Here is a 19,725-nt window from a genome sequence, read left to right as displayed (position 1 = left end):
GGGCTCCGTTCAGTTCAACACGACCATGACATAGACCCCGTAGAGGACGGTCAAGGCGATGCCCCACAGCCGGTTGATATCCTGGCCCAGGAACACGAACGGAATGATCAGCAGCGACGCGCCCAGCATCACCCACAGGTCAAACTGCAAAAACTCCGCATCGACCGGAATCGTGCCCACGAAAGACGTGATGCCGATGATCGCCAGAAGGTTGAACATGTTCGACCCGATGACGTTGCCCAGCGCCACGTCGGCCTGCTTGCGCAAGGCCGCCATCACCGTCGTCGCCAGTTCCGGGAGGGAGGTGCCCAGCGCCACCAGCGTCAGGCCGATCACCGCGTCGCTTACGCCGAAGCGCCTGGCGATGATCGAAGCGTTGTCCACCAACAGGTCCGCACCCAGCGGCAGACCCACAAGGCCCAGCGCCAGGAAGACGAAGATCTGCCACCACGGCATGTCGGGGTCCGCGCCTTCGACCTCTTCCTCTTCTTCGGCAACCGCGGTGGCACTCCTGCACGCCCGCCGGTGGTTGCGCGCATCGCGGAACGCATCGCCCAGCACCAGCCCGAGGCAGGCCAGCAGCACCGCGCCCGCCAGCATGTCGAACGCGCCACGGAACGCCAGCCCGATGAAGATCACCGTGGCCCCGATCATGAAGAGGTAGGTCTTGCGCGTGTTGCACCCCGAGGTGTGCAGCACCGACAACAGCGCGGGCACCCCCAGCACCAGCAGGATGTTCGCCGTGTTCGACCCGATCACGTTGCCCAGCGCCAGCCCCGGCTTGTTCTCCAGCACCGCGTTGACCGAGATCAGCAGTTCCGGCGCCGACGTCCCGAACGCCACGATGGTCAGGCTGACGATCAGCGCGGGGATGCCCACCCGCAGGCTCAGGTTCACCGCGCCTTTCACAAGCGCATCACCCGCCAGCAGCAGGATCAGCAGCCCCAGCCCCGACATCAGCCATGGCCACATCAGGATTTGTCCTCCCGGCACTGGCACGGCCCCTTGCCGATGCGGAACCGCTTGCAATGCGGGCACCGGGCCGATTCCAGTTGTTTCTGTCCGGGAAACCGCACGCGTCCGAACATCGCCAGCACGGCGATGAAGGCCAGGAATATGAGGGCGATCTTGCTCAGCACGTCACAGGCCGAACCGGGCAAAGGCCGCGCGTTCCTCGACCGAGGCAAAGGCATCCTCGACCACCCTCGCCCCGAACCGCTGGAAAAGGCCCTTCTTCTTGCCGTAGGTGGCAAGCCGCACCTTGTCGCCGTAAAGCTCCTTCAGCTTCGGCACCATGTGCGCCACCCCGTCGGCCAGGCCCAGTTCGACGCCACGACGGCCCAGCCAGAACTCGCCGGTGAACAGGTCCTCGTCCTCGCTCAGCCGGTCACCCCGCCGCGCCCTAATCTGCGCGATGAAGTTGCCGTGCATCTCTTCCAGGATGCGCTTGAGGCGCGCCACGTCTTCCTTCTTTTCCGGCTGGAACGGGTCGAGCGTGCTCTTCGACTTGCCGGCGGTATAGACCCGCCGCTCGACGCCCTGCCGCGCCAGGAAGATATGCGCGCCGAAACCGGCCGAGATCACCCCGATGCTGCCCACGATGGAATTGTCGTCGACCCAGATGTCATCCGCCGCCGAGGCCAGCCAATAGCCGCCCGACGCCGCCACATCCTCGACAAAGGCATGAACGGGCACCTTGTGTTCGTCCGCCAGCCGCCGGATGCGCCCCGCGATCAGCGCCGATTGCACCGGCGATCCGCCGGGGCTGTTGATCAACAGCGCAACCGCCTTGGGCTTGCCCCGCTTGAACGCCTTTTCGATGGCGGGCGCCATCGCCTCGTCGCTCAGCGGCATCCGCGCTCCGGCGCCGATGGCACCCGACAGGCGGACGACCGAGACCACCGGCCCGGTTTTCAAAAACGGGATAAATCGCTTCATGGCAAGCGATGTAGAATGCCCGCACCGGACAAACAAGGTGGCGGGGCGTATCAATACGGTCCGAAGGCAAGAAAGCCACGTAAACGACGCGGGGTCAGGCCGCGCGTTTGCCAGACCGCCGCCGCCCTCTCCTCGGTCGGCGCACATCCTGCGTAGGGTGGGTGAAAACCCACGCGCCTCCCGACGCTCCCCTCAACTCTTGATCCGGTACCCCGTCCTGAAGATCCGCCAGATCAGGAACAGGCACAGCGCCGTGAACCCCGCGATTGCCAACAGGCTCAGGCCAATGGACACGTCCGCCTGCCCGAAGAACGCCCAGCGGAACCCCGAGATCAGGTAGACCACAGGGTTGAACAGCGTCACCGTCTGCCAGAACGGCGGCAGCATCGAGATCGAGTAGAACGAGCCCCCCAGGAACACCAGCGGCGTCACGATCAGCAGCGGCACCAGTTGCAACTGCTCGAAATTCTGCGCCCAGATCCCGATGATGAACCCGAACAATGCAAAACTGATGCAGGTCAGCAGCAGGAAGGCCACCATCGCGCCCGGATGCTGTATCGTCACGTCCACGAACAGCGCCGAGGTCGCCAGGATCACCACCCCGATGAACAGCGCCTTGGTGGCCGCCGCCCCCACATATCCGATCACGATCTCCAGGAAGTTCACCGGCGCCGACAGCAACTCATAGATCGTCCCGATGAATTTCGGGAAATAGATCCCGAAGGAGGCGTTCGAAATCGCCTGCGTGATTACCGACAGCATGATCAGCCCCGGCACGATGAACGCGCCATAGCTCACCCCTCCACCTGGTCGATCCGGCTGCCGATGGCGGCACCGAACACCACGAAATAAAGCGAGGTCGAAATCACCGGCGACACGAAGCTTTGCAAGAGCGTGCGAAAGAACCGCTGCATCTCGAACTTGTAGATCGCCCTGATGGCCAGAACATTCATGCCGCGTCCTCCTTCACCAGCCCGACGAAAATCTCTTCCAGGCTCGACTGGCTGGTCTGGATATCCCGGATCACCAGCCCCGCCTCGGTCAGTTCCCGTACCAGCCGGGCGATCCCGGTCCGCTCGGCATTGGTGTCATAGGTATAGGTCAGGCTCTGCCCGTCGGGGCTCTTCCACAAATCGTAATCCGACAGGTTCTCGGGCACCGCCTCCACCGGCTCCACCAGGTCGATCCGCAGGCTCTTGCGCCCCATTCGCTGCATCAGCGCCACCTTGTCCTCGACCAGCAGGATCTCGCCTTTGCTGATCACAGCGACCCGGTCGGCAATCGCCTCGGCCTCTTCGATGTAATGCGTTGTCAGGATGATCGTCACACCATCCTGCCTCAGCCCCTCGACCACCTCCCACATGTCGCGGCGCAGCTCCACGTCGACACCCGCGGTCGGCTCGTCCAGAAACAGAACCCGCGGCTCGTGCACCAGCGCCTTGGCGATCAGCACCCGCCGCTTCATGCCGCCCGACAGCTCCTTGACCTGGTTGCTGCGCTTGTCCCACAGGCTCAGCTGCCGCAGGATCTTCTCAACCAGCGCGTCGTCGCGCCCCTTGCCAAAGAGACCGCGGGAAAACCGCACCGTGTTGATCACCTTCTCGAACGGCTCCAGCGCGATCTCCTGTGGCACCAGCCCCACCAGCGACCGCGCCGCGCGATAGTCGTCCAGGATATCGTGCCCGCCCACGCGCGCCGTCCCGCCCGTCGGAGTCGTGATCCCGCACAGCGCCGAAATCAGCGTCGTCTTGCCCGCGCCGTTGGGCCCCAGCAGCGCAAGGATCTCGCCCTCGCGGATCTCCAGATCCACGCCTTTCAGCGCCTGGAACCCGTCGTCATAGGTTTTTTCCAGGCCGTTCACCTCGATAAACGCCGCCATGTCCCGCGCTCCTTCTTGCGTCATTGCGGCAAACTAATCCGGCCGCGATCGGGCGCAAGCCGGTAGGAAAACACACCCTCATGTGCATTCCTGCTGGCCGGCACACCCGCCGCGCCCCAACCAAAACGCAGTGTTTCCAGATTTCGCATTGCACCTTTCGCCTCCTACGGGAATCCTGCATGCGGTTGGGGGCGCATGATGCCGTGCGCATCACGAAAATTGCAGGACAGACATGAAACGCCTCTCTCGTTTTGTCTGGCCGCTCATCATATTCGCGCTCGGTGCCTGCACCGAGACGGTGACGCGTGCCGATAACCCCCGTATTCTTCTCATGGGCGATTCCATGATGGCCCTACACGGAATGGCCGGAAAATCCGTCTCCCACGCCATGGAACGCCGCCTGGGCGAGCCGGTGATCGACCGCTCCGTCTCCGGCGCGCGCTTCCTCTACGCCCTGCCCATCTCGGGCGCGGCCGGCATGAACATCACCAAGCAATACCGCTCGGGCGACTGGGACTGGATCGTGATGAACGGCGGCGGCAACGACATCCTGTTCGGCTGCGGCTGCGGCTTCTGCGACCGTCGCATCGACCGGCTGATCTCCGAGGATGGCACCACCGGCGTCATTCCGGGCTTCGTCTCGAAGATGCGCAGGACCGGCGCCAACGTGGTGATGGTGGGCTACCTGCACACCCCCGGCTTTCGCTCGCCGATCGAAGGCTGCGTCGATGAGGGCCACGAGATGGACGCCCGCATGGCCCGCCTTGCCGCCCTCGATCGCGGCGTGCATTTCATCCCGATGAGCGACGTGGTCCCGACGGGCGACCGCACCTATCACGCCGTCGACCTCATCCACCCCTCGCCAAAGGGGTCCGACGCCATCGGAGGCCGCATCGCCGAACTCATCCGCCAAAGCCGCCCGCGCCGGCAATAGCAAAGCCTTGGAGGCGTCCCGACAGGCGCCTCCCGGCCCCTGCGCCCGGATCACGCGCCCCCTCTTCCTCTGGCCAAAAATATCCCCGCCGGAGGCTCCGACGGGGACGCAAATTACTACACGACGAAAAAAGGCTCACCCCTTCGAGATCATCCGCTTCAGCCAACCTTTCTTCTCGGCCTGCTCTTCCGGTTCGTCCTCCTTCGGCCCCTCGATGACCTCCTCGAGGTTGGAAAAGAACTGGTCCGCCATCTTCTTGGCGAACCCGTCGACGATCCGGCTGCCCAGCTGCGCCAGCTTGCCGCCCACCTTGGCCTCAACGTCGTAGGACAGCCGCGTGCCGCCCGGCACCTCTTCCAGCCGCACATCCGCGGCGCCCTTGGCGAAGCCGGCGGCACCGCCCTTGCCCTCACCTTCGAGGCGCAGGCTCTCCGGCTCGTTCATCTCGCTGAACGTGACCATGCCCTTGAACGTCGCCTTCACGGGCCCGACCTTCTGGGTCACCGTCGCCTCGTACCCGTCCTGGGGGTTGCCCGTGACCTCCTGCGCGCCCGGCACGCATTCCTTCAGCACTTCCGGCTCCATCAGCGCGGCCCAGACCGTCGCCCGGTCCGCCGCGATCTCGCGCTCCCCGCTCATCTGCATGGCATGTCTCCTCCGTGACTGGCCCGATCCTACCGCACCGCCCGCATTCCTCCAAGCGCGCCGCGCGGTATAAATTGACAGAGACAGGCCCCCCTGCGCATCAAGACCTTAGTCGCATCGGGGAGGTCCTATGCCGGGCACGCTCTGCCTTACCTTCGACGATCTCTTCGTCGCCAACTGGGTCGCCGCCCGGCCCGTTTTCGATGCGCATGACGCTCGCGTCACCTTCTGCGTATCGCACCTGCACGAGGCCACGCCCGCGCAGATCGACGGGCTGCGCCTGCTGCAAGCCGACGGCCACGAGATCGCCTGCCACACCCGCACCCACCCTAGGCTGAAACCCTACCTTCAGACGCGCGGCCTCGATCACTGGCTAGAACACGAGGTCGACCGCGCCATCACCGAGCACCGCGCCGCGGGCTTTCCCGCCCGCACCTTCGCCTGCCCCTTCCACGCCTCCACACCCGAGACCCGCGCGGCCCTTGCCTCCCGCTTCGAGATCATCCGCGCCGCCGGCCCCCGCAGCCTCGACCACGCCAACCCCGCCAGTCGCATCTACACCGAAATCCCCGCCTCCGGCTGCCTCGACACCCTCGGCTTCGCCGACATGCAGCACAAGGCCTTCCCCGGCTGGCCCCGGCAGCACACCCTGCTTGACCTCATCGCCCAGACCGATGGCCTCGCCGTCTTCACCGGCCACGACATCAGGGACCGCAAATCCGGCCCCGGCTTCTACAGCACGCAGGCCCAGATCGGCCGATTGCTTGAGGCGGCGGCTACGCGAGGCATCACGGTCAAGCCTGCGTAGGGTGGGTGAAAACCCACGCGTGCTCTTCCCGAACCCCGCCCCATGCCATCAAACCCCATCCACCTTTCCCCTCAACGCCTTCACCTCTGCCCGCTTCTTCTTCGCCTCGACACGCTTGCGCTTCTGGTTCTTCGACACTTTCGTCGGGATCCGCCGCTTCGGCTTTTCGCAGGCCTTGGCGATCAACTCCGCCAACCGCTCCCGCGCGATCTCTCGGTTGCGGGCCTGCGACCGTTCCTCCGACACCTGCAGCACCACCGCCCCGTCCTTGGTCCAGCGCCGCCCGGCCAGCCGCCGCAGCCGCCGTTTCACCGGGTCGGGCAGGTTGGGCGAGCGCTCGGCCTCGAACCGCAGCTCCACCGCCGAGGACACCTTGTTCACGTTCTGCCCGCCGGGGCCGGACGCGCGGGTGAACTGCTCGGTCAGCTCCCAGTCCTCGATGGTGATCTGTTCGTTGATCTTCATGATGCCCTGTCAAATAGCACCGACGCGATGCCACTCAAATACCGACGCAATACCGACGCGCCCTTTTCATATCAAAAGGGCCGCTCCAACCTCGTGGAACGGCCCTTCTAAAGATTTCGGAGGCGGGGCGGTTAGGCCATGCCAATCCGGGTGTTCACGCGCCCAAGGGCTGCCTCAGACACGAACCTCCCCGACTGTTCCGACACCTCTCTCCAATCCCTTTATAGACACTGGATCACCTCCTTTCAGCTGTTGAACTCAAGTACAGCCTGCCACAGTTTTCGCGTTTGTCAAAACAAAATCATGTGGTCCTGCCACTAAGTGACCCCACGATGATGCGAAACGGCACAAGTGCCAAAATTGCCAGCACCAGCTTCACCAGCCAATCCGCCACCGCCAGCGACACCCACAGTGGGACCACAGGCCCCATGCCCAACAGCGGAAGCGCCTCTCCGGCCCACCCCACATCGTTGCCCGGCTCCAGGAATGTCAGGCTGGCGGAGAACGCGATGGTAAAGAACAGGCCCGTGTCCACGCTGCCCCCGATCAGCGACGACACCACCGGCGCCCGCCACCAGGCCCCCGCCCTGAACCGGTCGAACACCGCGATATCCAGCAGTTGCGCGGTCAGAAACGCCACGGCCGAGCCCAGCGCGATCCGCAATGTGACCAGCGGCCCGAACTCCCCCGAAATCTGCGTGCCGATGAAGGAACAGATCAGCCCCACCACGAACCCCGCCAGCACCACCCGCCGTGCCGCCGCGCGGCCATAGACGCGGTTCATCACATCCGTCACCAGGAACGCCAGCGGATAGGTGAACGCCCCCAATGTCAGCCACTGGCCGAACAGGAATTGCACCAGGATGTTCGACGCGACGACAATCGCCGCCATCGCCAGAACACCGGGAAGGATCTTGGATGTCATGCGCACAGGCCCCCGATACGCGGCAATATCAGGGGCCTGCGCCTAGTCACTTTGCGGCATAACCGCAAGACCTCACTCCGATTGCAGCACGCCCAAGCACTGCGCCGGCAGATCCGCCATGGTCAGCTCGCGCCGCGGCTTGGGCGGCGGCGCGTCGGGGTCGGGCGGCGGCGGGTTCAGGATGTTTCTCTGCCATTGGCGCGCATCGGCGCAGCCATCGCCCGCCGGCGGTGCGGCCTGGTCGACGCATCCTCTCGCCCCGCGCGGGCATTTCAGCCGCACGTGGAAATGATAGTGGTGGCCGTACCATGGCCGGATCTTGCGCAGCCAGCTGCGGTTTCCGGTCTCTTCCTCGCACATCCGCACCTTGGCCCCCGGAAAGACAAAGATCCGCGCCACCCGCGGATCCTGCGCGGCGGCCTTCATGATCTCGTGATGGGTACGGTTGTAATTGTCGTTCGTGTAGGCCCCGTTCGCCCGCCGCAGTGAAATCGACGAAAGGCTTTCCCGCTGCGCCCGGCTGAGGTTCAGGTTGTTCGCCGGCCGCAGCCAGATATCTGCATCAAGCCCCACCTGGTGGCTGGCATGGCCGGTCAGCATCGGCCCGCCCCGAGGCTGGCTGATATCGCCCACGTATAGCCCGTTCCAGCCCGGCTGGGTCGCGGCAAATCGCGACAGCTTCTGAATGAAGTCGATCACCTCGGGATGGCCCCAGTTGCGGTTCCGGCTCAGCCGCATCGCCTGCCAGGTGGGTCCCGTTTCCGGCAGTTGCACACCACCGGCCATACACCCCTTGGAATAGCCGCCATAGGGCGCCGCCGCCTGTTGCGAGCCGCTCCGCTTGGCGCCGAACAGCTGCTTTGCCTGTACCCCACGCATTTCCGCCGGAATGTTCTGCGTCGACAGAACCGCGGGCTGCGCGTTCTCCGCCTCCTGCGTGGACCCGCCACACCCTGCCAGCACCAGCGCCAGCAGGACCGGCTTTACGATACGGACCATGTTTCACTATCCCCTTTTGCCTGAACCCAGCGTAGCAATATCAACCCCACGAGGAAAAGCAGAATGAGCGGCGTGACCCCGATCCGCGCGCTTCCGCTGATATAGGTGACAAGGCCGATCAGCGCCGGTGCGACAAAGGCCGTCGCCCGCCCCGACAAACCGTAAAGGCCGAAGCTTTCGGTCGGCACCGCCGGGTCCGTGTGTCGCACCATCAAGGACCGGCTTGCCGCTTGAAGCGTGCCGCCCAGACCGCCGATCAGGATGCCGCAGCCGAAGAATACCATGTCGGGCAGGGCCGAGCCGTCCTCCAGCGGGATGCCGAAAATCATCGTGCGGTCCATGCTGACGATCGTGACGCACACTCCGATCAGGATCCACACCGCGCCCACGATGACCGGCTTTGGGCCGTACCGCCGGTCTAGCCGGCCGCCGACCCAGCTGAACGCCGCCGCGGCGATGACGCTGACGATGCCGAAGATCCCCACTTTCACGATCGACCAGTTCAGCACCAGCGTCGCATAGGTGCCGCCAAAGCTGTAGAGCCCGTTCAGCGCGTCGCGATAGAACATCGACGATCCCAGGTAAGCCAGCAGGCTGCGGCGATTGGGCAGGTTCGCCAGCGACTTTCTCAGCAAAGCCATCGCGCCCACGAATCCCGCTCCCTTGGGCGCGGTGTCGGCATCACGCACCCACAGGAAGTAGGGGATCATGAAGATCACGTACCACACGGCGGTCAGCGGCCCGACGACGCGTTTGTCCTCGTCCTGGCCCGCATCCAGCCCCAGCGCGGGTTCCAGCCCGACGATCGTGCGGCCCCCGTCCATTGTCTGAAAGAACACCAGCATGATCGCCAAGGAGACCAGCCCGCCGAGGTAGCCAAAGGCAAAGCCGCTGCCAGAGGTCGACCCCACATCCTCTGCCGTTGCTACGGACGGCAGCTGCGAATTGACGAAGATCAGCGCGTATTCCGCACCGATGAACCCGATTCCGAACATCACCAGCATTGCGATCATGTTGGATCCGTCGGGAGTGGTCCACCAAAGGCCCGCGGCGCCCACCACGTAAAGCACCGAAAAGAACAGCATCCAAGGAATGCGCCGCCCGGCGGAATCCGCCATCGCCCCGATCACCGGCGCGCCGAAGGCGATCACCAGCCCCGACAACGCCAGGCACCACGACCAGAGGGTCTGCGCCCGCGCGTCCGCCGATTCTTCCGCCAGCCCCGTGCCAAGGAAATAGTTGGAGGCTACCGCGGCAAAGAACGGCCCGAAGACGAAGGTCACCAAGAGGGTGTGATAGGGCTGGCTGGCCCAGTCGAAAAAGAACCAGCCCCAGATCCGCTTGCGTGCCGAAACCTCTGCCATCTCGCCCCCTCGTTTGGGGCCGATCAAACGCGCTTCGCGGGGCGGTGGCAAGCCCTTCCTGCCGCTTTCCGCGTCAGTCCTGCATCGGTGGCCAGGGCCGCTTGGCATCCGCCTCGATCCACGCGGCCACCCATTCGGGCGCCTCGGGGCGGCTGACCTGGCCACCCAATGCCGTCATCACATCATCGGGCGGGACGATCCCTTCCTTGCCGGTCACGGCCGAGCGATAGACGATATGGTTGGCGCATTCGCCGTTCTTTTTCCACATCGACTGTTCAAGATAGACGAAGCGGTCGTCCCACCAGACCGCGCGCGACCGCATCTCGACCGTCTCGAACACCCGGATGCGGCGACGATACCGCACGCTCGCCCCTGCCATGGTCAGCCCCCAGCGGTTCTTCTTCAGCACATCGACCAGACCGACCCGCCGGGCCAGCGGGATGCGCCCCAGGTCATAGAATGTCAGCGTGCGTCCGTTGTTCAGCTCCATCCACAAGTCGATATCCCACGGCAGGCACACATGCCGCGACACATGCGTGCCGGTCGGCGCCAGGGGCGGCGAGTTGCGGTGCTTGTAAAGCTGCCAGAACATGCGGATGACGGGGTACATCGGGCGCTCCTTTTGCAGGTGGTCTTTACGCAACTCACCTCCACGTCAACCACAACCTCGCGTAAAGCTTGCGGAATCCCGCCATGACGCTTACCTATTCCGCGCAGCAAGAAAGAGGTTTTCCAGATGCAGGCAATCGCAGGTCCCATCGGGCTCATTCTGGACGTGGTGTTCTTCATCATGATCATCCACATCATCATGAGCTGGCTGATCAATTTCCAGGTCCTGAACCTGAACCAGCAGTTCGTCGGCCAGATCTGGTACGGCCTGAACCGCCTGCTGGAGCCGATCTATCAGCCCATTCGCCGCATACTGCCGGACACACGGCCGCTGGACCTCGCGCCGCTGGTGGCTTTCGTTGCCCTCATCTCGCTGCGCGACTTCATCCTGCCGGAACTGCTCTGCAACGGACGCCCGCTGGGCTACTGCGGATAAGCCGGCCCAGCGAACCCTTCGAGTTGTGGAAAATGCCGGGGGCCTGCGCCTTCGATTCCGCCTGAAATGACTTTCACTGCTCGATATCCGCGCCCCCTTCTTCGGTGCGTTTCGCGATGAAGGCGTCGATGGCTTCCAGCCGGTCCGACGGCATGGCCGGGTTTTCGTGGGCGGCGAGCGTCTTGAAAAAAATGCGGTTGGCGCGTTCGGTCGTATCCACCGCGCCCTTGTCGCGAAAATTCTCGTAATTGGTCCAGTCGGACAGCAATGGCGAATAGAAGGCCGTCTCGAACCGGTCCAGCGTATGCTGCGTACCGAAGAAATGACCGCCGTGACGGACGTCCGCGATGGCGTCGTAGGCGAGCGCCGCCTCGTTGACCTCGACCGGTTTGAAAAGCTCGGCGAACATTTGAAGCACCTCTACGTCGATGATGAACTTCTCGGCCGAGATGGTCAGCCCGCCCTCCAGCCAGCCCGCGCCGTGCAGGATCAGGTTGGCCCCGCCCATCAGTGCGCCCCAGAGCGACATCTGCGATTCGTAAGTGGCTTGCGCGTCCGGCGCGTTCGAGGCGGTGGGCGCGGACGAGCGGAGGGGTAGGTTGTAACGCCGCGCGAGTTGGCCCGAGGCGAAGGCGGCCTTGACGTACTCCGGCGTGCCGAAGGCGGGGGCGCCGCTGCGCATGTCGACGTTGGAGGTGAAGCTGCCGTAGCAGACAGGCGCGCCGGGGCGGACGATCTGGGAGAGGCAGAGGCCCGCGAGCGCTTCTGCGTTCTGCATGACCAGCGCGCCGGGGATCGTCACCGGGGCCATGGCGCCGGCCAGCGTGAAGGGCGTGAGGATCATCATCTGGCCCGCGCGGGCCGAGTCGATGATGCCGCGACACATCAGGGCGTCCAGTTGCAGAGGCGAGTTGGAGTTGGCGACGGAATAGCTGACCGTCGTGCTGCGAAACTCATCGGGGCTAAGGCCGTGGGCGAGGCGCAGGATCTCGTAGCTGTCGGCGATGGCCTGGCGTCCGCGGAAATAGACGAAGGGGATCTTTTCGGTCAGCGCGGCGATGGAGCGGGTCATATGCAGATGTCGCAAGCCGAGGGCGATGTCCTGCGGCTCGACCACCGGGCCGATAAAATGGATCACGTCGAAGGCCTGAGCGACCTTGCAGAAATTATCAAAGTCCGCTTGCGTGCCGGGGCGGCGGCCGCCTTGCAGGTCGGAACAGTTGGGCGACCCGGCGGAGGTGGTAATTCCCACGTTCGGCCCGCCGAGGGTTTGCGTGCGGGTGGGGTTGCGGCTGTGCAAGGTGATCTCGCCCGGCGCGTGGGCGATGAGCGCCATCAGCGTGTCGGGGTCGAAGCGAATGATGTTGTCGTCCACCTCGGTCATGCCGGCGGAACGGTAGAGCGCGCGGGCCTCGTCGTTGAGAACCTTGATGCCGATGTCCCGCAGGACCCGCAGCGAGGTTTCGTGGATCGCCTCGATCTCGTCAGTACTGAATTGTTCGATGGGCGGGTAGGGGCGTTTCCATTGACGCCAAGCGGCGTCGAAGGTCTGTTCCGCCACAGAGGCGCATCTGGCGGCACGGCCGCGGCGGCCGCCGGAGCGTTGCGTTTTCATGACGGGGTCGCCCCGCGAATCAGCATGTCGCGATAGGCGTCCGCCGTGGCGGGATGGATGTCGCGCCCGGTGAAGCACCTGAAATACGCTTCGAGATAGCTCATCCGCTGAGCCTCGGTTTCCTCGGAGGCGATATCGAGCGCGTAATAGGTGATCTGGGTGAAGCAGATGACCCGTGCGCGGATGAATGCCTCGGGCTGAGGGTAGCCGAAGCGTTCAAACATGGCAGCGACGGCGTCGATCCGGGCATCATCCTCGGTTTTCAGGCGGATGCGCAGGGCGTCGTCGTAACGCGCCCAATTGCGGATCGCCTGGTCGAGCTTGGGGTCGAAACGGCTGTGATCGGTCCAGACGGCGAATAGGGCAAGGATGCCGTCATCAAGGCTGTCGGCCTTCGAGACTGCGTCGACGATGACGCCGGTATTGCGGGAGCGCCACCGATGAACAAGCGCGTCGAGCAGCGATTCGCGGGACTCGAAGTGCCAGTAGAAGCTGCCGCGTGTAACGCCGAGGGAGCGGGAGAGAACTGTGATCTGAACCGCGTCGATGCCGCTGTCGATCAGCAGGCGAAGGGCCGCGTTGATCTAATCGTCGCGCGTGAGGCGGATTTGTCGGTCCTCTGTCTGGGTGGCGGGCATCGGCGTCTCCGTACAGGGCTGCATGGATGCATACAGGGTTGTATTGTTGTCGTCAATCGCCGGCGAGACTCCAACGGGATTTGCGCGGCGTAAGTCGTGGCGGAGACAAGGAATGCGGCACCGAACGACGTAATCAGAGTGGGAAGAAAAAGCTTATGGCCAGCGTCGCGGTTAGGCCGACGATGATGTTCATCGGCACGCCGACCTTCAGGAAATCGGTGAAGCGGTAGTTCCCGGCGCCGTAGACAAGCGTGTTGGTCTGATAGCCGATGGGCGTGGCGAAGCTGGCGCTGGCGGAGAACATGACGGCGACGACAAAGGCGCGGGGGTCGACGCCCAATTGGCTGGCCAGCGCCACGACGATGGGGGTGAAGATGACGGCTACGGCGTTGTTGGTCACCACTTCGGTCAGGATCGAGCCGACGGCGTAGATCGCCAGCAGGGTCAGAAAAGGTGGCAGGCCTTCCAGCCACGGGGTGAGCGCGGCGACGAGCAGTTCCACTGCGCCGGTATGTTCCAGCCCGGCGCCGACGATCAGCATGGCGAAGATCAGCACGAGGATCGAGCCGTCGATGGACGACCATGCCTCATCGCTGTCGATGCAGCGCAGTACGAGGATGGCGGCGACGCCGATAAGGGCGAGGATGCCGATGGGCATGACGTCAAAAGCGGCAAGGCCGACGATACCGAGAAGCGTCAGGATCGCAACTGGCGCCTGTTTGCGTCGGAACGCGCGGCCGCCCGGTTCGCTGACCGAGACCACATCGCCTGACTTGCGCAATTCCTCGAAGCCTTCGGCGCTGCCTTCGAGCAGCAGCTTGTCGGCGGGGCGCAGGCGCACGCCCGAAAGGTCGGCCCCAGCGATATGGCCGGCACGGAACGCACCAAGCACGCGCATGCCGGCCCGGCGTCCGAGTGCGAGGTCGGCGATGCGAACGCCGGTGCTGCGGCGCGACGGGGTGACGATGGCCTCGGCCACGCGGACCTCGGCCTCGGGGTCAAGCTCGACCGTGCGGCGCAGGCCGACGCGCAGGCCGGGCGTTTCGGAAAAGGTCAGGATCTCGGACGTGGGCGCGAGCACGATGACGGCATCGCCCCTTGCGATGACCTGATCGGCCAGGTCCCTGCGCACGATCTGGCTGCCTCGGCGCAGGCCGGTAACGCGGATGCTGTTGCGCTGGAAATCGGCTATCTCGGACAGGGGCACCCCGATCATGGGGGAGTCGCCCAGCACCGTGATCTCGGATAGGAATGCGGTTTCGGACGACTCGGCCTCGCCCTTGTGCGAACTGCGGTCAGGAAGCAGGAAACGCCCGAGCAGCATCATCGCGGCCCCCCGACGACGGCGACGGTGATGCCTACGGGAGCAATTTCGAAAATCGAGAACGCGTCCAGCCCGGCCTCGCGCGCGACACCGTCGACCAGAAGGTTGGTGGAGGTGCCGATGAGGGTACAGGTCCCGCCCAGCACGGCGGCATAGGAGAGCGGGATGAGCAATCGGGTCGCGGCGATGTTCAGGCTGGCGGCGAGGCGCATGACCACGGGGATCAGGACCAGCACGACGGGCGTGTTGTTGATGAAGGCCGAGGCCGCGATGGTGGCGAAGATGAAGATGCCGATCGCCAGGAGCGGTCGGTCCTTGGCGCGGCCGATGACCAGCCCGGCAATGGCGTCCAGCACACCGGTGCGCACCAGCGCGCCGGAGACCACGAACATCGCGGCGATGGTTATGGGCGCGGAGCTGGAAAAGACATCCATCACCTCGTCCGTGGGCACCAGTCCGAGGATGATGAAGAGCGCGGCGGCGCCGGCGGCGGTCACTTCTGGCGGGTATTTTTCAAGCGTGAAGGCGACGAAGAGAAGAGCGAGGAGAACCAGCGCGATGACAGGGGCGTTAGCCCCGATGATGCCGTACATGTCCACAACCCGGAACGAGATACCCTGCGGCGGAGCATAGGCGTATTGAGTGCAATGACCAGAGCGATCTGCGCCGGCAGCGGTGGGGTGCCGAAACGGCGGCGCGGCAGGCGGGCGCTTTCACCGGGCCCGCCGATATCGGAGTTCCGAGAATCTGGCCTCAGCGAGCCTTCAGCGCGTCGCGGATCTCCACGAGCAGGTCGATCTCGTTCGGGCCGGGGGCCGCTTCGGGCTCTTTCTCCTTCTGCTTGAAGGCGGCGTCCTTCACCTTGTTCACGTAGCGCACCAGCATGAACACGACGAAGGCGATGATCAGGAAGTTGATCACGGCCATGACGAAAGCGCCCCAGGCGAAGACGGCGGCGCCGGCCTCGCGTGCCGCCTCGAGCGAGGCGCCCTCGGCCACGTCGCCGGACAGGATGATATAGTTGTTGGTGAAATCGAGCCCGCCGGTGAAGAGACCGATGATCGGGTTGATCAGGTCGGCCACCATGGACGAGACGATGGCGGTGAACGCCGCGCCTATGATGATGCCGACGGCCATGTCCATGACATTGCCGCGGGCAATGAAATCCTTGAATTCGCTGAGCATTGTTGTGTCCTCTTTCCGTGGCGAGGCTTTTGCCGCCTCTGCCGGAGCTTCCATTAGCACAAGTTAGGGAACGAATGGGACGATTTGTTCGGGGAAAGGTGCCGGGTGTGTCCCCGAGATTGACTTTTGCCGGCCCCTCGCGGACGTTCCGAGAGCGCAGGCAAGGGACGGCGATGACAGACCGGCAGAAGGGCACGATCGTGGGGATCGACGTGGGCGGGACGTTCACCGACCTCGTGCAGCTTGATCCGGCCAGCGGCAAGGTGAAGTTGGCCAAGGTGCCGACCACGGTCGAGAACCAGGCCTTCGGCGTGATGGATGCGCTGACGGCGGCAGAGGCGGAGCTGGCGGCGATCGACCTGATCGTGCATGGCACCACCACGACGACGAACGCGGTGCTGGAACGCAAGCTGAGCCGAACCGGGCTGATCACGACGCAAGGTTTCCGCGACGTGCTGGAGCTGGGGCGGCGGACACGGCCGCAAGCCTATGGCATGACGGGGCAGTTCACCCCGATCATCCCGCGCGACCTGCGGATCGAAGTGCCGGAGCGGATGGATGCCGCAGGTGAAGTCGTGGTACCGCTGGAGGATGACGCGGTGCGGATGGCGGCGGAGCGGTTGCTGGCCGAGGGATGTGAAGCGGTGGTGGTGCATTTCCTGCACGCCTATGCCAACCCCGGGCATGAACTGCGCGCCGGGGAGATCATCGCTGAGGTCTGGCCCAACGGGCATATCACCCTGGGCCATGCGATCTTGCAGGAAAGCCGGGAATACGAGCGGGGTGTGACGGCGGCGGTGAATGCCAGTGTGCAACCGATCCTGGACCGCTACCTGAAGCGGCTGACGGACAGCCTGTCGGAGGGCGGATATGACCGCGACGTTCTGGTGATGAACGGCAATGGCGGCATGGTCTCGGCCCGGCTGGTGGCGCGCGAGGCGGCGAAGACGGTGATGTCGGGCCCGGCCTCGGGCGTGATGGCGGCGGCCTATACCGGGCGACAGGCGGGGCTGGTCAACCTGATCACCTATGACATGGGCGGCACCTCGACCGACGTGGCACTGATCCGGGGGGGCGAGCCGCCGGTGTCGCACGAGATCGAGATCGAGTACGCCATGCCCATTCACGTGCCGATGGTGGACGTGCGCACGGTGGGGGCCGGGGGCGGGTCCATCGCGAAGGTCAACGCGGCGGGACTTTTGGATGTGGGGCCGGAAAGTGCCGGGGCGGATCCGGGGCCGATCTGTTACGGGCGGGGCGGGACGCGGCCGACGATTTCGGATGCGAACCTGATCCTGGGGCGGCTGGATGCGGCCAAGCTGGCCAAAACCGGCGTGGTGAGCGCGGGCGACGTGGCGCAGGCCTTTGCCCGGGACCTGGCCGAGCCGCTGGGGCTGGACGTGACCGAGGCAGCGCTGGCGGTGATCCGCATGGCGAACACCAAGATGGCGGGGGCCATTCGCATGGTGTCGCTGTCGCTGGGGGCCGATCCGCGGGATTTCGCGCTGTTCGCCTTTGGTGGGGCGGGGCCGCTTCATGCCTGCGCGCTGGCGCGGGAACTGGGTGTGCCGCGCGTGCTGGTGCCGGCCCGGCCCGGGATCACCAACGCCTTGGGCTGCGTGGTGGCCGACCTGCGGCATGATTTCGTGCAGACGGTGAACAGGCCAGTGCACGCGCTGGAGGCGGGCGAACTGGCGGCGGTCTTCGCCGGGCAGGCGGCGGCGGGCAAGGCGATGCTGGACCGCGAGCGTGTGGCGATGACCGGGGTGCGGCATGTCTATAGCGTGGACATGCAGTTTGCCGGGCAGACGCATTTGTTACGTGTTCCGCTGGAGCGGCCGGACGTGACGCCGGATGAGTTGCAGGCGCTGTTCGAGGACGTTTATTTTGCACGTTTTAAAGTGCGGCTGCCCGAGATTCGGGCGCATGTGGTGAATGCCAATTGCTCGGTCATCGGAGTGCGGGCGCCGCTGGATTTGTCGGTGCTTGTCGACCCGGCGGGGCGGAAGGCGACACTGGAAGAGGCCCGGCAGGGCTCGCGGCGGGTGCGCTTCGAGGACGGCTGGCACGAGACGCCGATCTATTGGCGCGACCACCTGCCGCCGGAGTTTCGTCTGGAAGGGCCGGGGGTCGTGGCGCAGATGGATACGACCGTGCTGATAGAGCCGGGCTGCGTGGCGACGGGAGACGCGCATGGCAATATCCTGATCGCCGTGGGAGAGGCGCCATGACGATGGATCCGATCACGCTGTCGGTGATCCAGGCCGGGTTGCAGCAGGTCTGTGACGAGATGGACCTGGCGTTTTCACGGGCCGCGTTTTCGCCGGTGATCGCCGAGGCGAATGACCGTTCGGACGGGATATACGCCGCTGCCGATGGGGCGTTGATCGCGCAGGGCGCGGGTGGCCTGCCGGTCTTCGTGGGCACGATGCAATATTCCACGGCCACGCTGATCGAGATGATCGGGGACGGGCGCGTGGGCGCGCCGGAGCCGGGGGATATCTATATCGTCAACGATCCCTATCTGGGTGGCACGCACCTGATGGACGTGCGGTTTGCGCGGCCCTTCTATCGCGGGGATCGCCTGTTCTGCTGGCTGTCGAATACCGGGCATTGGCCCGACACAGGGGGTGCGGTGCCCGGAGGCTTTTCCGCCAGTGCCACGGCGGTGGAGCAGGAAGGGTTGCGCCTGCCGCCGGTGAAGCTGTTCAAGCGGGGGCGGATGGATGCGGAGATCTACAGCATCATCTGTTCCAATATCCGCGTGGCGGACCAGCGGATCGGGGATGTGCGGGCGCAGGCCGCGGCTTTGGACCTTGGGGCCGAGCGGCTGGGCGCACTGATGGACCGTTATGGCGACGAGGTGGTCGAGGCGGCGATTGACGCGCTGCGGGACCGCGCTGCGCAGCAGATGCGGCGGTTCATCCAGAAGATTCCGGCCGGAGCTTACGACTCCGTCGCGTGGATCGACAGCGACGGCGTGGTCGATGAGCCTTTGGTGATAAGGCTGACGGTCACGCGGGAGGCCGAGGGGTTGGTGTTTGATTTCACCGGGTCGGCACCGCCGTGCCTTGGGCCTATGAATTCGGTTCGGGCGACGACGCTGAGCTCGGTCTACCTTGCGATGCGGCATATCTTTCCCGACGTGCCGATCAGCGCGGGGGCCTTCGAGCCGTTGGAAGTTGTGGGAATCGAAGGCACGTTCTTGGATGCGCAATATCCGCGCCCAGTGTCGGGCTGTGCGGCGGAGGTCAGCCAGCGGATCGCGGAGGCGGTATTCGCCGCGCTGGTTCAGGCGCTGCCCGAGCGGGTGACGGCGGCGCCGGCGGGGACCAGCGGAAACTTCGCGCTGGGCGGACATGACCCGGCAAAGGGGCGGAACTTCGTGATGTACCAGCTGTCGGGCGGCGGTTATGGCGGCTGGGCCGAGGGGGACGGGATCACCAACGGCTGTTCCACAATCGGCATTTCCAAGGCGCCGCCGGTGGAGATCATGGAGCAGGCCTTTCCGGTGCTCTACCACCGCTACGCGCTGCGCGAGGGGTCGGGCGGTGCGGGCCGGATGCGCGGCGGGTTCGGCCTTGATTACGAGGTGGAGTTACGGCGCGGTCAGGCCAAGGCGAGCTTTGTGATGGATCACGGTCGGTTCGGACCGCAGGGCGCGATGGGCGGCGGCGACGGCGCGCCCAACGAGGTGACGGTGTGGCAGGCGGGCGTGCCCTATACGCCCGCGCACTTGTCGAAGGAGCAGGACATTCCGCTTGGCCCCGGCGACCGGGTGCGGGTGAGAACGCCGGGCGGCGGCGGGTATGGCGATCCGATGCAGCGTGACACGCAGCTTGTGGTCGAAGATGTGCGGCTGGGCCGGTACTCGGTTGAGGAAGCAGAGCGGCTGTTCGGCGTGGTGATCGAGGATGGCGTGGTGGATACGGTGGCGACGACGCAGAACCGTCTGGGGTGA

Annotated in this window: 21 protein-coding genes and 1 pseudogene; 6 read left to right on the top strand and 16 right to left on the bottom strand. The window is 65.0% G+C overall.

Annotated features, from left to right (window positions below; genetic code table 11):
• Nucleotides 1–9: 9 nt before the first annotated feature.
• The 5 genes and pseudogenes from ACSQ76_RS19595 to ACSQ76_RS19575 all read right to left on the bottom strand — a co-directional run bounded on the left by ACSQ76_RS19595 (nt 10) and on the right by ACSQ76_RS19575 (nt 3,817).
• Entirely contained in the window at nt 10–972 is a 963-nt protein-coding gene (locus ACSQ76_RS19595; protein WP_437157876.1) for a calcium/sodium antiporter, read from the bottom strand.
• Entirely contained in the window at nt 972–1,139 is a 168-nt protein-coding gene (locus ACSQ76_RS19590; RefSeq protein WP_437157875.1) for a hypothetical protein, read from the bottom strand. Before ACSQ76_RS19590 ends, ACSQ76_RS19595 begins: the two co-directional genes overlap by 1 nt.
• 1 nt (nt 1,140) lies before the next feature.
• Nucleotides 1,141–1,938 (bottom strand): S49 family peptidase, encoded by a 798-nt coding sequence (locus tag ACSQ76_RS19585; RefSeq protein ID WP_437157874.1) that lies wholly within the window; start codon nt 1,936–1,938, stop codon nt 1,141–1,143.
• A gap of 192 nt (nt 1,939–2,130) precedes the next feature.
• Nucleotides 2,131–2,891 (bottom strand): annotated as a pseudogene (locus tag ACSQ76_RS19580) (ABC transporter permease).
• Nucleotides 2,888–3,817, bottom strand: coding sequence for an ABC transporter ATP-binding protein (locus tag ACSQ76_RS19575; protein ID WP_437157873.1), 930 nt, complete (start codon nt 3,815–3,817; stop codon nt 2,888–2,890). Before ACSQ76_RS19575 ends, ACSQ76_RS19580 begins: the two are co-directional and overlap by 4 nt.
• Nucleotides 3,818–4,049: 232 nt before the next feature.
• On the opposite strand from ACSQ76_RS19575, the gene ACSQ76_RS19570 reads away from it, so the two are divergent.
• Nucleotides 4,050–4,751: an SGNH/GDSL hydrolase family protein gene (locus tag ACSQ76_RS19570; RefSeq protein ID WP_437157872.1), complete on the top strand. Its 702-nt coding sequence runs from the start codon at nt 4,050–4,052 to the stop codon at nt 4,749–4,751.
• A gap of 135 nt (nt 4,752–4,886) precedes the next feature.
• Here the strand turns inward: ACSQ76_RS19570 and ACSQ76_RS19565 are convergent, their stop codons facing one another.
• Nucleotides 4,887–5,396, bottom strand: coding sequence for a CoxG family protein (locus ACSQ76_RS19565; protein WP_306128605.1), 510 nt, complete (start codon nt 5,394–5,396; stop codon nt 4,887–4,889).
• Between the two features lie 130 nt (nt 5,397–5,526).
• On the opposite strand from ACSQ76_RS19565, the gene ACSQ76_RS19560 reads away from it, so the two are divergent.
• Nucleotides 5,527–6,204 carry a polysaccharide deacetylase family protein gene (locus ACSQ76_RS19560; RefSeq protein WP_437157871.1) on the top strand — a complete coding sequence of 226 codons (678 nt, stop codon included), beginning with the start codon at nt 5,527–5,529 and terminating at the stop codon, nt 6,202–6,204.
• Nucleotides 6,205–6,252: 48 nt separating this feature from the next.
• Here ACSQ76_RS19560 and arfB read toward each other — a convergent pair whose 3' ends face one another.
• The 5 genes from arfB to ACSQ76_RS19535 form a co-directional block, all read right to left on the bottom strand.
• Nucleotides 6,253–6,669 (bottom strand): alternative ribosome rescue aminoacyl-tRNA hydrolase ArfB, encoded by a 417-nt coding sequence (gene arfB, locus ACSQ76_RS19555; RefSeq protein WP_420557248.1) that lies wholly within the window; start codon nt 6,667–6,669, stop codon nt 6,253–6,255.
• Between the two features lie 301 nt (nt 6,670–6,970).
• On the bottom strand, nt 6,971–7,594 hold the full coding sequence (locus tag ACSQ76_RS19550) for a queuosine precursor transporter (RefSeq protein ID WP_437157870.1): 624 nt from the start codon (nt 7,592–7,594) through the stop codon (nt 6,971–6,973).
• A 72-nt stretch (nt 7,595–7,666) separates the two neighbouring features.
• Nucleotides 7,667–8,473, bottom strand: coding sequence for a penicillin-insensitive murein endopeptidase (gene mepA, locus ACSQ76_RS19545; protein WP_437158243.1), 807 nt, complete (start codon nt 8,471–8,473; stop codon nt 7,667–7,669).
• 104 nt (nt 8,474–8,577) lie between these two features.
• On the bottom strand, nt 8,578–9,957 hold the full coding sequence (locus ACSQ76_RS19540; protein ID WP_437157869.1) for an MFS transporter: 1,380 nt from the start codon (nt 9,955–9,957) through the stop codon (nt 8,578–8,580).
• Nucleotides 9,958–10,030: 73 nt separating this feature from the next.
• A complete protein-coding gene (locus ACSQ76_RS19535) occupies nt 10,031–10,567 on the bottom strand; it encodes an acyl-CoA thioesterase (protein WP_306128595.1) in 537 nt (178 codons plus the stop codon).
• A 126-nt stretch (nt 10,568–10,693) separates the two neighbouring features.
• Between ACSQ76_RS19535 and ACSQ76_RS19530 the strand changes: the two genes are divergently transcribed.
• Complete coding sequence (locus tag ACSQ76_RS19530; RefSeq protein WP_306128594.1) at nt 10,694–11,002, top strand: YggT family protein; 309 nt, start codon at nt 10,694–10,696, stop codon at nt 11,000–11,002.
• A gap of 73 nt (nt 11,003–11,075) precedes the next feature.
• Here ACSQ76_RS19530 and ACSQ76_RS19525 read toward each other — a convergent pair whose 3' ends face one another.
• Both ACSQ76_RS19525 and ACSQ76_RS19520 read right to left on the bottom strand, forming a co-directional pair.
• On the bottom strand, nt 11,076–12,617 hold the full coding sequence (locus tag ACSQ76_RS19525; RefSeq protein WP_437157868.1) for a trimethylamine methyltransferase family protein: 1,542 nt from the start codon (nt 12,615–12,617) through the stop codon (nt 11,076–11,078).
• Nucleotides 12,614–13,150: a TetR/AcrR family transcriptional regulator gene (locus ACSQ76_RS19520; protein WP_437158242.1), complete on the bottom strand. Its 537-nt coding sequence runs from the start codon at nt 13,148–13,150 to the stop codon at nt 12,614–12,616. The genes ACSQ76_RS19525 and ACSQ76_RS19520 overlap by 4 nt, the downstream gene beginning before the upstream one ends.
• Here ACSQ76_RS19520 and ACSQ76_RS19515 point away from each other — a divergent pair.
• Nucleotides 13,058–13,348, top strand: a complete 291-nt coding sequence (locus ACSQ76_RS19515) for a hypothetical protein (protein WP_437157867.1) — start codon at nt 13,058–13,060, stop codon at nt 13,346–13,348. The genes ACSQ76_RS19520 and ACSQ76_RS19515 overlap by 93 nt on opposite strands.
• A 40-nt stretch (nt 13,349–13,388) precedes the next feature.
• Here the strand turns inward: ACSQ76_RS19515 and ACSQ76_RS19510 are convergent, their stop codons facing one another.
• The 3 genes from ACSQ76_RS19510 to mscL all read right to left on the bottom strand — a co-directional run bounded on the left by ACSQ76_RS19510 (nt 13,389) and on the right by mscL (nt 15,764).
• Complete coding sequence (locus ACSQ76_RS19510; protein ID WP_437157866.1) at nt 13,389–14,582, bottom strand: SLC13 family permease; 1,194 nt, start codon at nt 14,580–14,582, stop codon at nt 13,389–13,391.
• Entirely contained in the window at nt 14,579–15,172 is a 594-nt protein-coding gene (locus tag ACSQ76_RS19505) for an SLC13 family permease (protein ID WP_437157865.1), read from the bottom strand. The genes ACSQ76_RS19510 and ACSQ76_RS19505 overlap by 4 nt, the downstream gene beginning before the upstream one ends.
• A 160-nt stretch (nt 15,173–15,332) precedes the next feature.
• Nucleotides 15,333–15,764, bottom strand: coding sequence for a large conductance mechanosensitive channel protein MscL (gene mscL / locus ACSQ76_RS19500; RefSeq protein ID WP_437157864.1), 432 nt, complete (start codon nt 15,762–15,764; stop codon nt 15,333–15,335).
• 173 nt (nt 15,765–15,937) lie between these two features.
• Here mscL and ACSQ76_RS19495 point away from each other — a divergent pair, with 173 nt between their 5' ends.
• Nucleotides 15,938–17,995 (top strand): hydantoinase/oxoprolinase family protein, encoded by a 2,058-nt coding sequence (locus ACSQ76_RS19495; RefSeq protein WP_437157863.1) that lies wholly within the window; start codon nt 15,938–15,940, stop codon nt 17,993–17,995.
• Complete coding sequence (locus ACSQ76_RS19490; protein WP_437157862.1) at nt 17,992–19,725, top strand: hydantoinase B/oxoprolinase family protein; 1,734 nt, start codon at nt 17,992–17,994, stop codon at nt 19,723–19,725. The genes ACSQ76_RS19495 and ACSQ76_RS19490 overlap by 4 nt, the downstream gene beginning before the upstream one ends.

Source organism: Roseovarius sp. B08 (assembly GCF_051417955.1).
Taxonomy (GTDB): domain Bacteria; phylum Pseudomonadota; class Alphaproteobacteria; order Rhodobacterales; family Rhodobacteraceae; genus Roseovarius.
Note: the sequence above shows the minus strand (reverse complement) of the source record. Positions and strands in the feature narration are given on the sequence as shown.